Annotated in this window: 6 protein-coding genes; all 6 read right to left on the bottom strand. The window is 66.0% G+C overall.

Annotated features, from left to right (window positions below):
- Positions 1 to 266: 266 nt before the first annotated feature.
- Positions 267 to 4,838, bottom strand: a complete 4,572-nt coding sequence (gene gltB / locus VT84_RS12830) for a glutamate synthase large subunit (RefSeq protein ID WP_082839805.1) — start codon at positions 4,836 to 4,838, stop codon at positions 267 to 269.
- Positions 4,839 to 5,208: 370 nt separating this feature from the next.
- Positions 5,209 to 6,606 (bottom strand): ethanolamine ammonia-lyase subunit EutB, encoded by a 1,398-nt coding sequence (locus tag VT84_RS12825; RefSeq protein ID WP_052558416.1) that lies wholly within the window; start codon positions 6,604 to 6,606, stop codon positions 5,209 to 5,211.
- 30 nt (positions 6,607 to 6,636) lie between these two features.
- Positions 6,637 to 8,055 carry a DUF1501 domain-containing protein gene (locus tag VT84_RS12820; protein ID WP_052558419.1) on the bottom strand — a complete coding sequence of 473 codons (1,419 nt, stop codon included), beginning with the start codon at positions 8,053 to 8,055 and terminating at the stop codon, positions 6,637 to 6,639.
- 143 nt (positions 8,056 to 8,198) lie between these two features.
- Positions 8,199 to 11,177: a PSD1 and planctomycete cytochrome C domain-containing protein gene (locus VT84_RS12815; RefSeq protein WP_082839804.1), complete on the bottom strand. Its 2,979-nt coding sequence runs from the start codon at positions 11,175 to 11,177 to the stop codon at positions 8,199 to 8,201.
- A gap of 155 nt (positions 11,178 to 11,332) precedes the next feature.
- Positions 11,333 to 15,505: a PAS domain S-box protein gene (locus tag VT84_RS12810; RefSeq protein ID WP_082839803.1), complete on the bottom strand. Its 4,173-nt coding sequence runs from the start codon at positions 15,503 to 15,505 to the stop codon at positions 11,333 to 11,335.
- Positions 15,483 to 16,319, bottom strand: coding sequence for a response regulator (locus VT84_RS39590; RefSeq protein ID WP_162271681.1), 837 nt, complete (start codon positions 16,317 to 16,319; stop codon positions 15,483 to 15,485). The genes VT84_RS12810 and VT84_RS39590 overlap by 23 nt, the downstream gene beginning before the upstream one ends.

Genomic DNA, 16,319 nt, shown 5'->3' with positions numbered 1-16,319 from the left:
GTAGGGGTTAGGGTTGGGGGGAGGAAATTACGTCGCGATTCGCATCAACCCTGGGATTGTTGTCCCGGATTGATCCCGGGACGTTACCCCGGATTGTTCCCGAAAGAACCCAGGGCGTTGCCCTGGGCTGGGGAATCGCAGGCCTTCGGCCTGCCGGTTAACGAGATTCGCCCTGAAGGGGCGAGATTCCTCAGCCCAGGGCAACGCCCTGGGTTCGGGCCGGGACAACACCTTGGGTGCGAAACCGCGTCCGGGCAGGCAATCAATTACCCGTTCACGAGTTCCCACTGCCGCTGCACGGCGCGGCTCTGTTCGAGCACGCGGCGGTAGTCCTTCGGGAACACCTTCACGAACTTGCCGAGGGCCGCGGCGAAGTCATCGACGATCGCATTACCGACCGCCGAACCGGTGTAGAGCACGTGCCGGTTAATCAGGTTGCTGAGCGTGCCGACGTCCTTGTAGTGATCGACGGGAACGAGATCGACCATTTCCGTGTTGCAGTTCTCGCGGAACGTCCCGTCCGGGTCGTACACATACGCGAACCCGCCAGACATACCGGCCGCGAAGTTCCGGCCCGTCGAGCCGAGTACCACCACGACCCCGCCGGTCATGTACTCGCACCCGTGGTCGCCGATGCCTTCGACGACCGCCTTTGCCCCACTGTTGCGGACCGCGAACCGCTCCCCGGCTCGACCGCAGAAATACGCTTCGCCACCGGTCGCGCCGTAGAGGGCCACGTTCCCGATCACGACGTTCTCTTCCGCGACGTAGCCGGCTTCGGGAGGCGGGGCGACGATCAGTTTCCCGCCCGAAAGCCCCTTCCCGACATAGTCGTTCGCCTGACCGCGAAGCCGTAACGTGATCCCGCGCGTCGCAAACGCCCCGAAGCTCTGGCCCGCAGTACCAGTGAACCGCAGATCGATCGTGTCCTCACGCAGTCCGGCCTCGCCGTACTTCGCGGTAACGAAGTAGCTCAACAGCGTGCCGGTCGTGCGGTTGCGGTTGGTAATCGGCAGTGCCAATTGCAACCGGCGCGGGTGCTCGACTGCGTCCTTCGCCGCCCGGACAACTTCCCAGTCGAGTTGTTCCGCGAGAATGTCCGGCTGGCGCTCGACGCACCGGACGATCGAGCCGAACTGTGCCTGCGGGCGCGTGAGTAGCGCGGACAGGTCCAGGTGCTTCGCCTTCCAGTGCCACGAGAGGTCGAGCTGCGAGAGCAGGTCCGGGCGCCCGACGATCTCGTCGAGCGTGCGGAACCCCATTTCGCTCAGCAACTCGCGCACTTCCTCGGCCACGAAGAACAGATAGTTAACGACGTGTTCCGGTTCGCCAGAGAACTGCGCACGCAGAACCGGGTCTTGCGTCGCGATCCCGACCGGGCACGTGTTGAGGTGGCACTTCCGCATCATCACGCAGCCGAGCGCGATCAGCGGTGCGGTCGCGAAGCCGTACTCTTCGGCGCCGAGGCACGCTGCGATGACCACGTCGCGCCCGGTCTTCATCTGCCCGTCGGCCTGGAGCCGAACGCGCCCACGCAGCCCGTTCCGGACGAGCACCTGCTGTGCTTCCGCGAGCCCGAGTTCCCACGGTACCCCCGCGTGCCGAATGCTCGACAGCGGGCTGGCTCCCGTACCCCCGCTGTCCCCACTAATGAGGATGCGGTCGGCGTACCCCTTCGCCACACCGGTCGCGATCGTCCCCACGCCCGCAGCGGCCACGAGCTTGACGGAAATCTCCGCGTGCGGGTTCGAGTTCTTCAGGTCGAAGATAAGCTGCGCCAGGTCTTCGATGCTGTAGATGTCGTGGTGCGGCGGAGGCGAGATCAGCCCGACGCCCGGCGTGCTGTACCGCGTCTTGGCGATCGCGCTATCGACCTTGTGACCCGGGAGTTGCCCGCCCTCACCGGGCTTCGCCCCCTGGGCCATCTTGATCTGAATCTCGACCGCGTTCGCGAGGTAGTTCGCGGTGACCCCGAACCGGCCGCTGGCCACCTGCTTGATGGCGCTCCCGCGCCGGTCGCCGTTGCCGTCCGGCTTGAACCGGACCGGGTCTTCGCCGCCCTCACCGGTGTTCGAGCGCCCGCCGACCCGGTTCAGCGCGATCGCGAGCGTCTCGTGCGCCTCTTTGCTGATGCTCCCGAAGCTCATCGCCCCGGTGAAGAACCGCTTCACGATCTCCTTCGCCGGTTCAACCAACTCCAGCGGGATCGCCTTGTTCACCTTCTTAACCCCGAGCAGCCCGCGGAGCGTGCAGAGGTGCCGGCTCTCGTCGTTCGCAGCGCGTGCGAACTCGCGGTACGCCGAACGGCTCTCCTGGCGAACCGCGTGCTGGAGCGTCTGGACCGTCTCCGGGTTCCACATGCGGTGCTCGCCGCGGCGGCGCCACATGATTTCGCCGCCGACGTCGAGTTCGGGCGATTCCGCGTCCGGATCGCCGGGGAACCCGACCGCGTGGCGCGTGAGCGATTCCCGCGCGATCTCGGCCAGACCGATACCAGCGATCCGGCTCGGGGTGTCCGTGAAGTACCGGTCGATGACATCGGCGTTCAGCCCGATGGCCTCGAAAATCTGCGCCCCGCGGTAGCTCATCAGGGTGCTGATGCCCATCTTGCTGAACACCTTCAGCAAGCCCGCGTTGATCGCCTTCGCATAGTTCTTGAACGCCTTTGTCAGGTCCAGTTGGGCGCCGTGTGCGTCAACCAGCATTCCCTCGGCCGCGAGGTCGCGGTATGTCTCGAACGCGAGGTACGAGTTGACCGCTGCGGCGCCGTACCCCACGAGCAGCGCGAAGTGGTGAACCTCACGTGCCTCGCCGGTATCGACGACCAGACCGCACTTCACACGCAGACCGGTACGGATCAAGTGGTGATTCACCGCCGCAGTCGCGAGCAGCGACGGGATCGGAACGCGCTCGGCGTTCACCCCACGGTCGGACAGAATCAGGATGCTGCATCCGCCCTTCACCGCTTCGGCGGCGGCCGCACAGAGCGCCTCCACCGCCGCGGCGAGCCCCGGTTCCCCGGCGTCTTTCGCGAACAGCGTACTAAGCGTGTGGGCCTTCAGTCCAGGCTTATCAAGCGCCCGGATCTTCGTGAATTCTTCGTCGGTGAGCGCCGGCCCCTTGAGGCGCAACAGGCGTGCGTGTTCGGGCGTTTCCGAGAGCAGGTTCGTTTCGCACCCGATCAGTGACTCGGTGCTCATGACCACCTTCTCGCGGATCGGGTCGATCGGCGGGTTGGTGACCTGGGCGAACAACTGCTTGAAGTAGTTGAACAGGAGCTGCGCGCGGTCGCTGAGCACCGCGAGCGGGGTATCGGTGCCCATACTGGACACCGGCTCCTGCCCGTCCTGCGCCATCGGCAGGAGCACGCGGGAAACGTCTTCCTGCGTGTACCCGAAAGCGTGCTGGCGCTGGCGAGTGGGCGCGGTCTCCTCAGCGGCCACGACGGGCGCGGCGGGGAGGTCATCCAGTTGAATCAGGTTCTGCTCGGCCCACGCACGATACGGCTTCGCGCGAGCCACTTCGAGCTTGATCTCTTCGTCCGTAATCACCTTCCCGCGGGCCGTATCAACGATGAACAGTTTGCCGGGTTGGAGCCGACCGGTCGAGCGGATCTCGCTCGCAGGAGTGGGGAGCGCGCCCACTTCGCTGGCAACGATCACCCGCTCGTCCGTGACAACGAACCGCCCCGGGCGCAGCCCGTTCCGGTCGAGCATCGCTCCGATGATGGTGCCGTCGGTGAACGACAGGTTCGCGGGGCCGTCCCACGGCTCGGTGAGGCACCGGTGGTAGCGGAAGAACCCGCGGATGTCCGGGTCGAGGTGCTTCTGCTCCTCGTAGGCTTCCGGCACGAGCATCATCATCGCGTGCGGCAGGCTGCGCCCGGACTGTACGAGCAGTTCAACGGCCCGGTCGAGAACGGCCGAGTCGCTCAGCCCCTCGAAGTTCAGCGGCAGCACTTTGGCGAGGTCGTCGCCGAGCGCGCCGCCGGCCATCATCGACTGGCGGGCCTTGAGCCAGTGGACGTTGCCGTTGAGCGTGTTGATTTCGCCGTTGTGCGCGAGCGTGTGGAACGGCTGCGCGAGCGCCCACTGCGGGAACGTGTTCGTGCTGTACCGGCTGTGAACGAGTGCGAGGGCCGATTCCGTGCCGGGGTGCGAGAGGTCCGGGAAGTACGCTTCAAGCTGGTCCGGCTTGAGCATCCCCTTGTAAACGATCGTGCGCGAGCTGCAACTGGCGATCGCGAACCCCGTCGCCGTACCCACGGGCTGCGCCGCGGCCCACAGTTCGGCGCGCCGGCGGATCACGTACAGCTTCCGCTCGAACGCGGCCGCGTCGGGCGCGCTCTTCCCGCGCCCGATGAGCAGCTGCTCCATCACCGGCTCGGACGATTGAGCCAACCAGCCGATCGCGCTCGAGACCACGGGAACGGGCCGCCAGCCCAGAATGACCTGCCCCTCCGTGCCGACGACCTCTTCGACCGCCCGGCGCGCAGCAGCGCGGTGCGCGGCATCGGTCGGCAGGAAGCAGAACGCGACGCCGTAGTCGCCGCGCGCGGGCAAGCTCAGCCCGAGTTTCGTGCTCGCGTCGCGGAAAAACGGGTCGGGAAGTTGAAGCAGAATCCCCGCGCCGTCACCGGTGTCCTGATCGCACCCGCACGCACCACGATGCTGGAGGTTGCGAAGGAGCTGGAGGGCGTCGCGAACGGTGTCGTGCGTCCGCCGACCTTTTAAATCGGCAAGAAACCCGACGCCACAGGCGTCGCGCTCAAAAGATGGGTGATAAAGCCCCTCGGGAACCAGAGGGGAAGGGGTAAACGGAGGAGAGACTGGCTGCATGGATTTAAAGGCAGGTGCAAACGTCGTACCCGAAGGATACGCTTAGCTGTAAAGCGTTCATTATCCAAGCAAAACTCACATAATGAACAATGTAAACATACTCAAAACGTGCCCGCCATCAATGCACAAAATGCCCAACTCCGGTCCGGGCACTCGGTTTCGGCCGTCATTTCCCTCCCGAACACCGAAGGAAGAACCGCGGATAACGCAGATCACGCGGATCAGACAGAGAGCAGAGAGCAAAGATCACAAGACAAAAAGAGATGTGTTTTAGCCCGGCAGGGGCGTCAGCGAGTAGCCAGGGATGGAGCACCGCGCAACCCCTGGCGAGACGGGCGTGGAAGCGCCCGTGTTTACGCACGAGCAAAATTCACCCCGTCAGCACTTTGTTGATGCTTCCCAGCAGCGCCGGTCGCGCGCTACTCGTCAACTTCCCGTCGCGTGTGAGGCCGTAGGCTTCGAGCCACTCACGGAACTCGGGTGCGGGGTGAAGTCCGAACAGGCTCCGCACGGTCGCGGCGTCGTGGTAGCTCGTGGACTGGTAATTCAACATCACGTCGTCGGTACACGGCACACCCATGATGTAGTTGCACCCGGCCGCAGCGAGTAAGAGCAGTAAGTTGTCCGCAGAATTCTGGTCCGCGTCGGCGTGGTTGGTGTAGCACACGTCCACACCCATCGGCAGACCGAGCAACTTCCCGATGAAGTGATCCTCCAACCCGGCCCGAATAATCTGCCGTTCGTCCGCAAGGTATTCGGGACCGATGAACCCGACTACCGTGTTCACCAGGAACGGGTCGAAGGCTCGGGCGACCGCATGAGCGCGAGCTTCCAGGGTGAGTTGATCCACGCCGTGGTGCGCTTCCGCAGACAGCGCGCTCCCCTGCCCCGTCTCGAAGTACATCACCTGCTCGCCGGCCCAATTCACGTCGCGCCGGCGGTGCGATTCGAGTACGCGCTCTCGGCCCTCCTTGAGCATCGAAAGTGTAACGCCGAAACTTCGGTTCGCCGCTTGCGTCCCCGCAACCGATTGAAACAGGAGGTCGACCGGAGCGCCTCGATCCAGAGCCGCGAGTTGTGTGGTAATGTGTGCGAGGCAGCACGCCTGCGTCGGCGCGCCGAGCTTCGTGATGAGGCGATCCAACAGGTGCAGAATCGCGGATACGGTTTCGACGGAATCGATCGCGGGGTTTACACCGATAACCGCGTCGCCGCACCCGTAAGCAAGGCCATCGACCGCGCTCACCAGAATGCCCGCGAGGTCATCGGTCGGGTGATTCGGCTGCACGCGGACGCCGAAAACGCCCGACCCGCCTAATGTGTTCCGACACCGGGTCACGTTGCGGATCTTGGACGCGACGAAGACAAGCTCCTTGTTGCTCATCAACTTCGCGCCGGCCGCGGCCACTTCCGGCGAAATTCCCCACGCTAACCCGCGAAGCACTTCTCCCGTCGTAGCCTCGTCCAGAAGGAACTCTCGGAACTCGCCCACCGTGAGCGACCCGATCCGCGCGAACGCCTTCCGGTCGTGCGTGTCGAGAATCAGTTTGGAAACGTCGTCTATGTCCGGATCGATGACGGGTGCGTCGACGATGGAAGAGAGTGGTACATCCGCAAGTGCGAGTTTGGCTGCGACGCGCTCGCGCTCGGACCCGGCCGAGAGGCCAGCGAGCACGTCGCCAGACTTCAATTCGTTGGCCTTCGCGAGCAATTCGCGCAAGTCGGCGAACACGAATCGCTCGCCGCGAACGGTATGAGTGAACGGCATAGTGTTAGCGATCGTACCAACTCGGGCTCATCAGGACAGTACGCCCTTCACCACTTCGCCCTCGACGTCGGTGAGGCGGTAGTCGCGGCCCGCGTGCCGGTACGTCAACTTCTCGTGGTTGATTCCCATTAAATGGAGAATCGTCGCGTGGAAGTCGTGAACGTGGACCGGTTTCTCCACCGGCTTGATTCCGTGCTCGTCGGTCGTGCCGTAAGCGACACCGCGCTTGACCCCTGCGCCGGCCAACCACGAACTGAACGCCCAGTTGTGGTGCTCGCGCCCGGGGTTGTCCGCGGTGTTGTTAAACGGCGTGCGCCCGAACTCCGTGGTCCACACGACAAGCACGTCGTCGAACAGCCCCACGCGCTTCAGGTCCGTGATGAGGCCCGCCATCGGTTGATCGACCTGTTGCGCGAGCCGACCGTGGTCGGCCATATTCCCGTGCGAGTCCCAGTTCGCGCTCGACCCGGTGTGAATCAGTTCCACGAAGCGCACGCCGCGCTCGACCAGGCGCCGCGCCACGAGACACTGCCAGCCGAACCCCTCCTGCTGCCCGCGCTTCAGCCCGTAGAGCGCGAGCGTCTCGTCGGTTTCCTTCGACAGATCGAGGGCCGCGGGCATTTCGGACTGCATCCCGGCGGCCGTCTCGAAGGACTTGATCCGCGCGGCGAGGTTCGGATCGTCCGCGCGGGTGTTCTGGTGCTCCTCGTTGAACGCCTTGAGCGCCTCGAGTTCGAGTTCCTGGCGCTGGGCGGTGGGGACGCGCCGCTTGAGGTTCGCGATCGGCTCGGTGCCCGGGATCACCCGCGTTCCCTGGTGCGCGCCGGGGAGGAAGTCCGAGGCCCACACCTGCGTACCCGCGTAGGGCATTTGCGGCGCGAGCACGAGGAACGACGGCAGGTTGCGGTTCGAGGTGCCGAGCCCGTAGCTCATCCACGAGCCGATGCTCGGCCGCGCGACCGTGAACGAGCCGGTGTGCATCCCGAGCGTCGCGTTGTAGTGGTTCGAGTGGCTCGTGTGCATCGAACGGACGAGCGAGATGTCGTCGATCTGCTTCGCCAAGTGCGGGAACAGGTCGCTCGTCTCGATGCCGCTCTTGCCGCGCGGGGCGAATTTCCAGTTAGGCTGTTTGAGGAACAGCTTTTCGTAGCCGGGGCGGTTGCGCGTTTCCGGGTGATCGAGTGTGACCGTCTTGCCGTGGTTCGCCGTGAGTTTCGGCTTCGGGTCGAACGAATCGACGTGCGACACGCCGCCGCTCATGAACAGGAAGATGACCGCCTTGGCTTTCGGCGCGAAGTGCGGTTTCTTGGGCGCGAGGGGGTCGGCGTCCGAGGCCCGGCGCTCCTCGGCCGCGAGCAACTCGGACACGATCCCGGGGAACAGTAACGACCCACCGACCATCGAGCGGACCGCGGCGCGCCGAGTGGGACGAAATCCAGGGAGTTCCATCGCGTGCTCCAGAGCGCCAGCGCCAATAGCGGAAGTCGAACGACCAAAACCAGAAGAGTTTTTGACAGGATTAACCGGATCAAGTGAAAACCAGGTCTTCAATCCGGTTGATCCTGTTAATCCTGTCAAAAACTCTTCTTAACTTAATCCAGGTACAGGAATTCGTTGCTCGCCAACAGCACGCGGGCGAGTGCGGCCCATGCCGCCTTTGTGCGTTCAGCGGGTGGGGTATCGGTGAGCGTGGCCGCGTACCGCTTCAGGAACGCATTCGCTGCGTCCTGTTCCTTGTTTGTCGGGGTTCGTTGGAACGCGGCACGGAACAGTTCATCGAGTCGCGCAGCCTCGGGCTTCGTCAGCGCACGCGATGCGACCTTTTCCGATTGGCCGTGGAAGAACGGGTCGTTGAGGAAGTAGAGCGCCTGCGTCGGAACGGTAGTGTCCTGGCGCTGCGGGGTGGTCGCGTTCGGGTCCGCGCCGTCGAAGAGCCCGAGGAACGGATGCCGGCGGTTGCGGACGCTAATGAGGTACACGCTCCGCTTGTCGGATTCAAAGAAGGTGCTGAACGGAACGTGTTGCGAGTAGCTCCAACTCGCTTCGGGCGGGAACGGGTGCGCGCCGCCCGGTTTGCGGTCGAGTTGCCCGCTCGCGGTGAGGAGCGAATCGCGCAGTTCCTCGCCACTGAGCCGGCGCCGCTCGAAGCGCCAGTATAGTTCGTTGTTCGCATCGACTTTGGCCGCGTCGGGCCGCAGCGTGCTGGCTTGCTGGTACGTCGCGGAGAGCATGATCTGGCGGTGAAGCGCCTTGACGCTCCACTGTTTTTCGACGAATTCGCTCGCGAGCCAGTCGAGTAATTCCGGGTGTGATGGGGCACTTCCGCGCGTGCCGAAATCATTCGGCGTCTTGACTAATCCCTTCCCGAAGTGGTGCAACCAAATGCGGTTCACCATCACGCGCGCCGTCAGCGGATTGTTCTTCGCGGTGATCCACCCAGCGAGTTCCAGGCGCCCGCTCCCTGCCAAGGCCGGGAGCTGTTCACCGCCGAACACTTCGAGCCAGCGCCGCGGAACGACCGGGCCGAGTTTCTCCGGATCACCGCGGAGGTGAACCTTCGCGTTGTGCGGGGTCGATTCCGTCACCGCGAATGCGACGTCCTGGACCGGCGCAGAAGCGATCAACGCGGCTCGTTCGCGTTCGAGCGCCTGCTGCTTTTCGGACTTACCCGCAACTGTGAGCAGATCCGTCCCCATTTCGCCCGTGAATCGCTCGAGCACCCAACCGACGCCGTCCGGTCCGCCCGGGTGCGCGTCTTTAATGCGACCGGTAATGCGAATCTTCCCATCCACCGGGCTGAGCCAGCCCACCGCGACGTTTCCGTTCGGTCCTGGGTGAACGAATACCGACCGCGCCGGGAGCTTCGTCCAGACGGGCACCGGTTCCTTGGCGCAGTTCGCGAACACCGATGGCGTGTCGCCGTTGCGCCACGCATTCAGGCCGGGCTTACCCGAAAGGTCGCGTGCGGATTCTGAAAGCGGGATCGGCCCTTCGCGCGTGTCGAGGAACCACCACACGCGCTTGTTGCCGTGTGTGTCCCCGTGCGGGTTCCCGGCGAGCAGATCGTCAAGCACGTCGGCCGTGAGGTTCCACCGGCGCTCTTTCCCGCCGATCTCGGCAATGTCCCATTCGATGAGCGTGGAATCCGCGCCGTGGTTCTTCAGCGGAGTGACCGAGAGTTGGAGGAACTGCCCCGCGCGCACTTCGATCTCGGCAGGGAGTTTGTCGAACACCTGCTCGCCGCCGTCAGGAATCTCCCCTCGTGCGAGTGCGCGTCCCGTAGTCCCAGCGCGGGCTTTCAGTTCCTGAGCCAGTTTGGTTTGTTCGGCGCGGAGGTGCGCCAGTTGCGCGTCCAGGTTCGCAAGTTTGTCCTTGTACGGCTTCACCACGCGGTCCCACTCCGCGGGCGGCATCAGCGGAACGAGGTCGCGGGGGCGCTGCTGCGGTTCGCAACCGGGGAACGCGAACTTCGTGCTGTCGAGGATGCCGTAGAGGGCGTAATAGTCCTTCGCCGTGATCGCGTCGTACTTGTGGTCGTGACACCGGGCACAGCCGATCGTGAGACCAAGAAAAGCCTTGCCCACCGTATCGATGGTGTCTTCGTAAGTGAGGTGGATGTCCTTATCGATGTCGTGTCCGAAGCGCCGGGCGAGCGCGAGGAAGCCGGTCGCGACGACGCGCGGGGCGTATTTCTCGTTGGGGTTCTGTGCTGCGACGATGTCCCCCGCGAGCTGATCCCGCAGGAACTCGTCGTAGGGCACGTCGCGGTTGACCGCATCGATCACCCAGTTCCGGTAGCGCCAGGCGTGGGGCAGCGGGTGGTCACTGTTTTCGCCCGCAGTGTCAGCGTATCGCACGAGATCGAGCCAGTGCCGCCCCCAGCGCTCGCCATAAGCCGGCGACGCGAGCAACCGGTCCACTACTTTGGCGAACGCTTCGGGCGAGTCGTCTTTCAGGAACGCTTTAATATCTTGCGGAGTTGGGGGAAGCCCGGTCAAATCGTAAGTCGCGCGGCGAATGAGAGTTCGTTTGTCAGCAGTCGGAGAGAGTGCCAGGTTCGCTCCCGCAAGTTTGGCCCGGATGAACGCATCAATAGCGTTCGTTCCCGCGTTCTTAGGCACGGCCGGCCGTGTAACGGGTCGAAACGACCACCAGTCCTTCGCTTCCGCGGCGGTCACTCCACCGAGACGCGCGGGACCACCAACACGGGGATCGACGGCCCCGTCCTTCACCCACTGTTCGAGCGCGGCGATTTCGGCCGCGGTGAGTTTCCCGTTCGGCGGCATCTGCGAAATGCCGTCCGCGCCGCTGAGAGCCTTAATTAACAGGCTCTCAGCGGACTTTCCAGGCACGAGCGCCGGACCGCTCTCGCCACCGGTCTGCCAGCCGGTTTTGGAATCGAGGCGCAACCCGCTCTTCTGCTTCTCCGGGCCGTGGCACTTGATGCAGTGCTGAACCAGAACCGGCCGCACTTTCGCCTCGAAGTGGTCCGTCGGGTCCGCCCCGCGCGTGGTCGCGGCGCCCCCGAGCAGACCAACGAACGCGACAACCCAGCGCGACGGGTAACACATTGTTGAGAGGTTCCAGCAATTGAAGGGGCCGGCGCCAAATCGCGCCGGCACGGTGGAGTGCAAGTGCCCCAGAATACCGCACCGTTCGTCGCGGCGAAAGAGCTTAGTGCTTCAAAGTTGGTCGGAACTCGCCGGTCTTCCGTTACGGACCGAATTTAGCTCACTGCGTCAAGAATCCCTCGGACCTTCGCGGCCAACGCTCCCGGGGTGAAAGGCTTCTGAAGGAACGCGACCTCGGCCTCCAGGATGCCGTGCCGGACGACGGCGTCGTCGGTGTACCCGGACAAGAACAACACTTGAATGCTCGGAACGAGTTCCGCCAGCCGCTCGGCGAGCTGGCGCCCGTTCATGCGCGGCATCACCACGTCGGTCAACAGCAGGTGAATTCGCCCCCGGTGCTCGCCGGCCACGCGGAGGGCTTCGATCCCGTCGCGGGCCTCCAGCACGGTGTACCCGCACCCCCGGAGCACGTGCCGGGCCAGCGCCCGCACGCCGTCCTCGTCCTCGACCAGCAACAGCGTCTCGCCCCCCTTGGGCATCGATTGTTGAAGCACGCGCGATTTGGGTGCGACCGGTCCCTGTTCGGTGCGCGGGAGGTAGACCTTGAACGTGGTCCCCTGCCCCACCTCGCTGTAAACCCCCACGTGCCCGCCGCTCTGTTTGACGATCCCGTGGAGCGTCGCCAACCCCAGCCCGGTGCCGTGTTCCCCCTTGGTGCTGAAGAACGGCTCGAAGATCCGGGCCATTGTCGCCGCGTCCATCCCGGACCCGGAATCGGTCACGGCCAGCAGGACGTACCGCCCCGGGCGCGCGTCCGAGTGGGTGCGCGTGTAGGACTCGTCCAGTTCGACGTTCCGCAACTCGATCGTGAGCCGCCCGCCCGCGGGCATGGCGTCGCGCGCGTTCACGACCAGGTTCAGGAGCACCTGTTCGATCTGGCCGGGGTCGGCCAGCACGAACCCGGTCTCCGGGTCCGCCGCGACCGTCAACTGAATGTCCTCGCCGACGATCCGCCGGAGCATCCGCTCCACGTCGGTCACTACAACTGTGAGGTCCAGTATCTTCGGCTCGATGATCGCTTTCCGGCTGAACGCGAGGAGCTGCCGCGTGAGGCCCGTGGCCCGCTCCCCGGCCCGGACCATCTCCCGGATCAGGTCGCGGTTGAGATCGGCGGCGGGCAGGTTCGTCAGCGCGATCTCGCCGTACCCGTTGATAACGGTGAGCAGGTTGTTGAAGTCGTGCGCGACGCCCCCCGCGAGCCGCCCCACCGCTTCCATCTTCTGCGACTGCTGCACCTGTTCTTCGAGCAACTTGCGCTCCGTGATGTCCGACCACGAGCCGACCGCTTCAACGGGTTCGCCGGCCGCGTCGCGCGTCAACCGGATCTCCCCGCGGGTCCACCGGTACGTGCCGTCCCCGTGCCGGAACCGGTACTCGTTCGAGACGCGGCCCCGCGAGAACAGGTCCGCCTGGGTCCGGGCGAGTACCCGGTCCCGGTCCTCGGGGTGAATGTTACCGACCCACCAGTCGCGCTCGAACGCTTCCGAAGGCTCGTACCCGAGCATTTCCCGAACGGTTCCACTGATCCAACTGATGCCCCGGACCTGGTCCCCCCGGACCCCCTGTGCGAAGAGCACGGACGGGCTGGACGCCACCACGTGTTCCAACCGGTGCTGGGTGGACCGCAGGGCCTCTTCCGTGTGCTTCCGTTCCGAAATGTCCCGCACGACCGCGACCAGGTACTCGCGGTCGAGCTGAATGAAACTGAGGTTCACTTCGACGGGAAACGTGGACCCGTCCTTCCGCCGGTGCAGGCTCTCGAACGAGTTCTCCCCGGACGCGCGGCGGGCCGAGATCCCTTCCTTCCACGGCCGGCGCGCCACGACGGGATCAACGTCGTACACGCCCAGGCGCAAGAACTCGGCCCGCGTGTACCCGTGCAGCACCGCGGCCTGCTCGTTCGCGTCGAGGAACCGGCCCGTTTCGGGGTCGATGACCTCGACCCCGTCGATCGTCCGGTCGATCAGGGCGCGGAACAGGCGCAGCCCGCCCTCGGCGCGTTTGCGCTCGATGAACTGCCCGATCTGGCTCCCGAGGCTCTCGAACGTGCGGAGCAGTTCGGCGTCCGGTCGGCGGCTCGCGCGGCTGAAGAACTCCGCGACGCCGAGGATCTCGTTCCCGAACCGGACCGGGAACCCGAACCCGCCGTGCAGGTCCGCTTTCGCAGCCGCGTCGCCCCGCGGGAAGTTCGGGTCGCGCGTGACGTCGACGACCCAGAGCGGTTCCCCGGACGCCCACACGCGCCCGGGCAGCCCCACACCGGGGGCGAACGTGGTGGCCCGCGAAACCGCCCGGAACTCGGCCAGATCCGGATTCTCACCGGACCAGAGGTCGACGCACACGAGCGCGCCCCTCTGCGGGTCGACGATCCAGAGGCCGCCCACGTCCCAGCCGGTCGTTTCGCACACGGCCTCCAACAGTTTCGGGGCGGCGTCGCGCAGGTCCGCGGCCCGGGCGAGCGCGCTCACCACGGCGTGCTGGGCCGTCAGGCGCTGTTCGGTGCGCTTCCGGTCCGTGATGTCGCGCGAGATCCCGATCACCCCGATCACGTTCCCGTCCGCGTCCCGGTACGGCCCCTTGGTCGCGAGGTAAGTGCGGGTGACCCCGGCCGCGGTCAGCGTCTCCTCCCCCGTATCAACCTGACCGGACTCCAGCACCCGGCGGTCGTTGTCCATCGAGACGCGGGCACTCGCCGGGTCGAACAGTGCAGTGTCGTCCTTGCCGAGCACTTCCGCGACCGGCTTCCCGACGAACCGGGCCGCGGCCTCGTTGAACAGCAAGTATTTGCCGCCCCGGTCCTTCACGAACACCGCGTCGGTCGTCCCGTCGGCCACCGCGCGGAGCAGGTCCGCGGACCGGCGCACCTCGGCTTCCGCGCGCTTCTGCTCGGTCAGGTCCTGCACCTGTGCCACGAGTTGGAGCGGGCGCCCGGTCGGGTCGCGGACGAGGGACACGTTCGTCGCGCCCCAGAAGTGGTGCCCGGCCCGGTGAATGTAGCGCTTCACGACCTGAAAGACCGGAACCTCCCCGGCGATCAACCGGGCGCACCCGGCGCGGCACCCGGCGCGGTCGTCCGGGTGCGTGACGTCGGGCATCGAGAGCCCGAGCATCTCGTCCGGGGCGTACCCGAACACCCGGGCGAACGCGGCGTTCACCCGCACGAACCGCGCTTCGAGATCGGTGAGCACCGTGGGCACCTGCGTGTGCTCGAACGCACTCCGGAACCGCTCCTCGCTCTCGCGCACCTCGGCCTCGGCCCGCTTCCGCTCGCCGACCTCCTGGGCGAGTTCCGACGTCCGGTTGAGCAGGTCCGCGTAGAGGCTCCCGTTCTCGTAGATCCGCCCGGTCTGGGCCGCGAGCATCGTAGCGAACAGCTCGTCCTCGTCGGAAAAGGCGTCGGCCCCGAGCTTGTCCAGCAAGCACACCCACCCGTACACTCGCGCCGGCGACAGGATCGGGGCCGCGAGCACCGCGCGGGCGTCCGGGAACGAGCCGGGCGCGCCGACCGCGCCGGGGCCGTCGGGCGTGAGTGCCCGGAAGCACTGCCCGGCCGCGATCGCATCGGCAATCGCGCCCGTGAGCCCGCCCGGGCGCCCAACACGCGCGCGGGCGGAGGGGTCCATACCGCTCGTCAAGAAGTACCGGTACCAGTGCTCGGTGGTCGAGATCCCGACGACGGCGTACCGCGCACCGATGATCTGTCGGGCCGCGTCGCAGAAGAGCTGGAGCAGGTGCGCCGGGTCGCGCTCCGAACCGAGTTGCACCCCGAGTTCCACCAGGGCCGTGAGCCGCTCGTTCGTCCGCCGGAGCTCCTCCGCGCGCTGCGCGAGTTTGTCCGTGACCACGCGCAGGTGCTCGCGATCGAACTCGTCCACGGGCGGGACGCGGGCCGGGGGCGGGGTGTTCCCGAGCACGGTTTCGACGGCCCGCAGCACCGCCTCCGGCTCACTCGGCTTGGTCAGCACCTCGGAAACGCCGCACTCGGCCGCGAGCCGGCGCGCCTCCGGCTCGTGGTAGTGCGCGGTGTAGAAGATGACGCGCGTGCTCGCGACGCGGGGGTCCGAGCGCAACAGGTGGACGAACTCGTACCCGTCCATCGTCGGCATGAGCACGTCGGCGATCACCAGGTCCGGGCGCGCGGCCCGGACCAGCGCCAGGCCCTCGGCCCCGTCCCCGGCCTCCAGGAGCCGGTGGCCGCCGTAGCCGAGCAGCGCGACGAGGAACTCCCGGTTGGCCGGGCGGTCGTCAACGATCAGAATCGTCGCCACGGGCGATCCTCCCCGCCTCGCGGAGGCAGGACTCGATCTCGGTCAAGAGAGCTTCCGGATCAAGGGGCCGAAACAGGTACCGGGCCGCGCCGAGCCCCAGCCCGGTCAAGCGGTCCGACTCGTTCATCATGGTCGAGGTGATGAACACGAACGGGATCGGCGCGAGGCGCGGGTCGGCCTTCATCAGCCTGATAAGGTCGTACCCGGTTCCGCCGATCATGCACACGTCCGAGAGGACCAAGTCGCACGGGTGCGCGCGGGCCACGGCCAGCCCGTCCTCGACCCCCTCGGCCCCCAGCACCCGGAACCCGTGCGGCTCCAAAATGCTCCGCGCCAGTTCGCGGTTCACCGGCAGGTTGTCCACCACCAGCACCGTGTGGCGAACCGGTACGGGAACCGGCGCCCCCCCCGCGGGCGCGGGCCGGGGCGGGAGGCTCGTCCGCTTGTCCAGCCAGAGGAACGCTTCGACCTGCCGCACGAACGTCTCGGGGTCGATCGGTTTGGAGATGTACCCGTCGAACCCCGCTGCCAGAACCTTGTCCCGGTCCCCGACCATAGCCAGTGCCGTGACCGCGATGAGCGGAACGGCGCGCCGCCCCGGGTCCGACTTGAGCTGCCGGGCCACCTCGTAGCCGTCGGTTTGGGGCAGGTGGATGTCGCAGATAATGAGGTCGAACGCCCCACGGTCCGCGATCCGGAGCCCCTCCGCGCCGTCGGTCGCGGTGTGCGGGGAATAGCCGTAAGCGCTCAACAGGTAGCTCATCAGCTCCAGATTGGCGGGGTTGTCTTCGATAACGAGGATGCTCGCGAGCAC

The sequence above is a fragment of the Gemmata sp. SH-PL17 genome (assembly GCF_001610855.1).
GTDB classification, from domain to species: domain Bacteria; phylum Planctomycetota; class Planctomycetia; order Gemmatales; family Gemmataceae; genus Gemmata; species Gemmata massiliana.
This window is presented reverse-complemented; position numbering and strand designations above follow the sequence as displayed.

Coding starts and splice junctions, on each gene's coding strand:
- gltB (WP_082839805.1), bottom strand. CDS start 4,838: ATGCAGCCAGTCTCTCCTCCGTTTACCCCTTCCCCTCTGGTTCCCGAG.
- VT84_RS12825 (WP_052558416.1), bottom strand. CDS start 6,606: ATGCCGTTCACTCATACCGTTCGCGGCGAGCGATTCGTGTTCGCCGAC.
- VT84_RS12820 (WP_052558419.1), bottom strand. CDS start 8,055: ATGGAACTCCCTGGATTTCGTCCCACTCGGCGCGCCGCGGTCCGCTCG.
- VT84_RS12815 (WP_082839804.1), bottom strand. CDS start 11,177: ATGTGTTACCCGTCGCGCTGGGTTGTCGCGTTCGTTGGTCTGCTCGGG.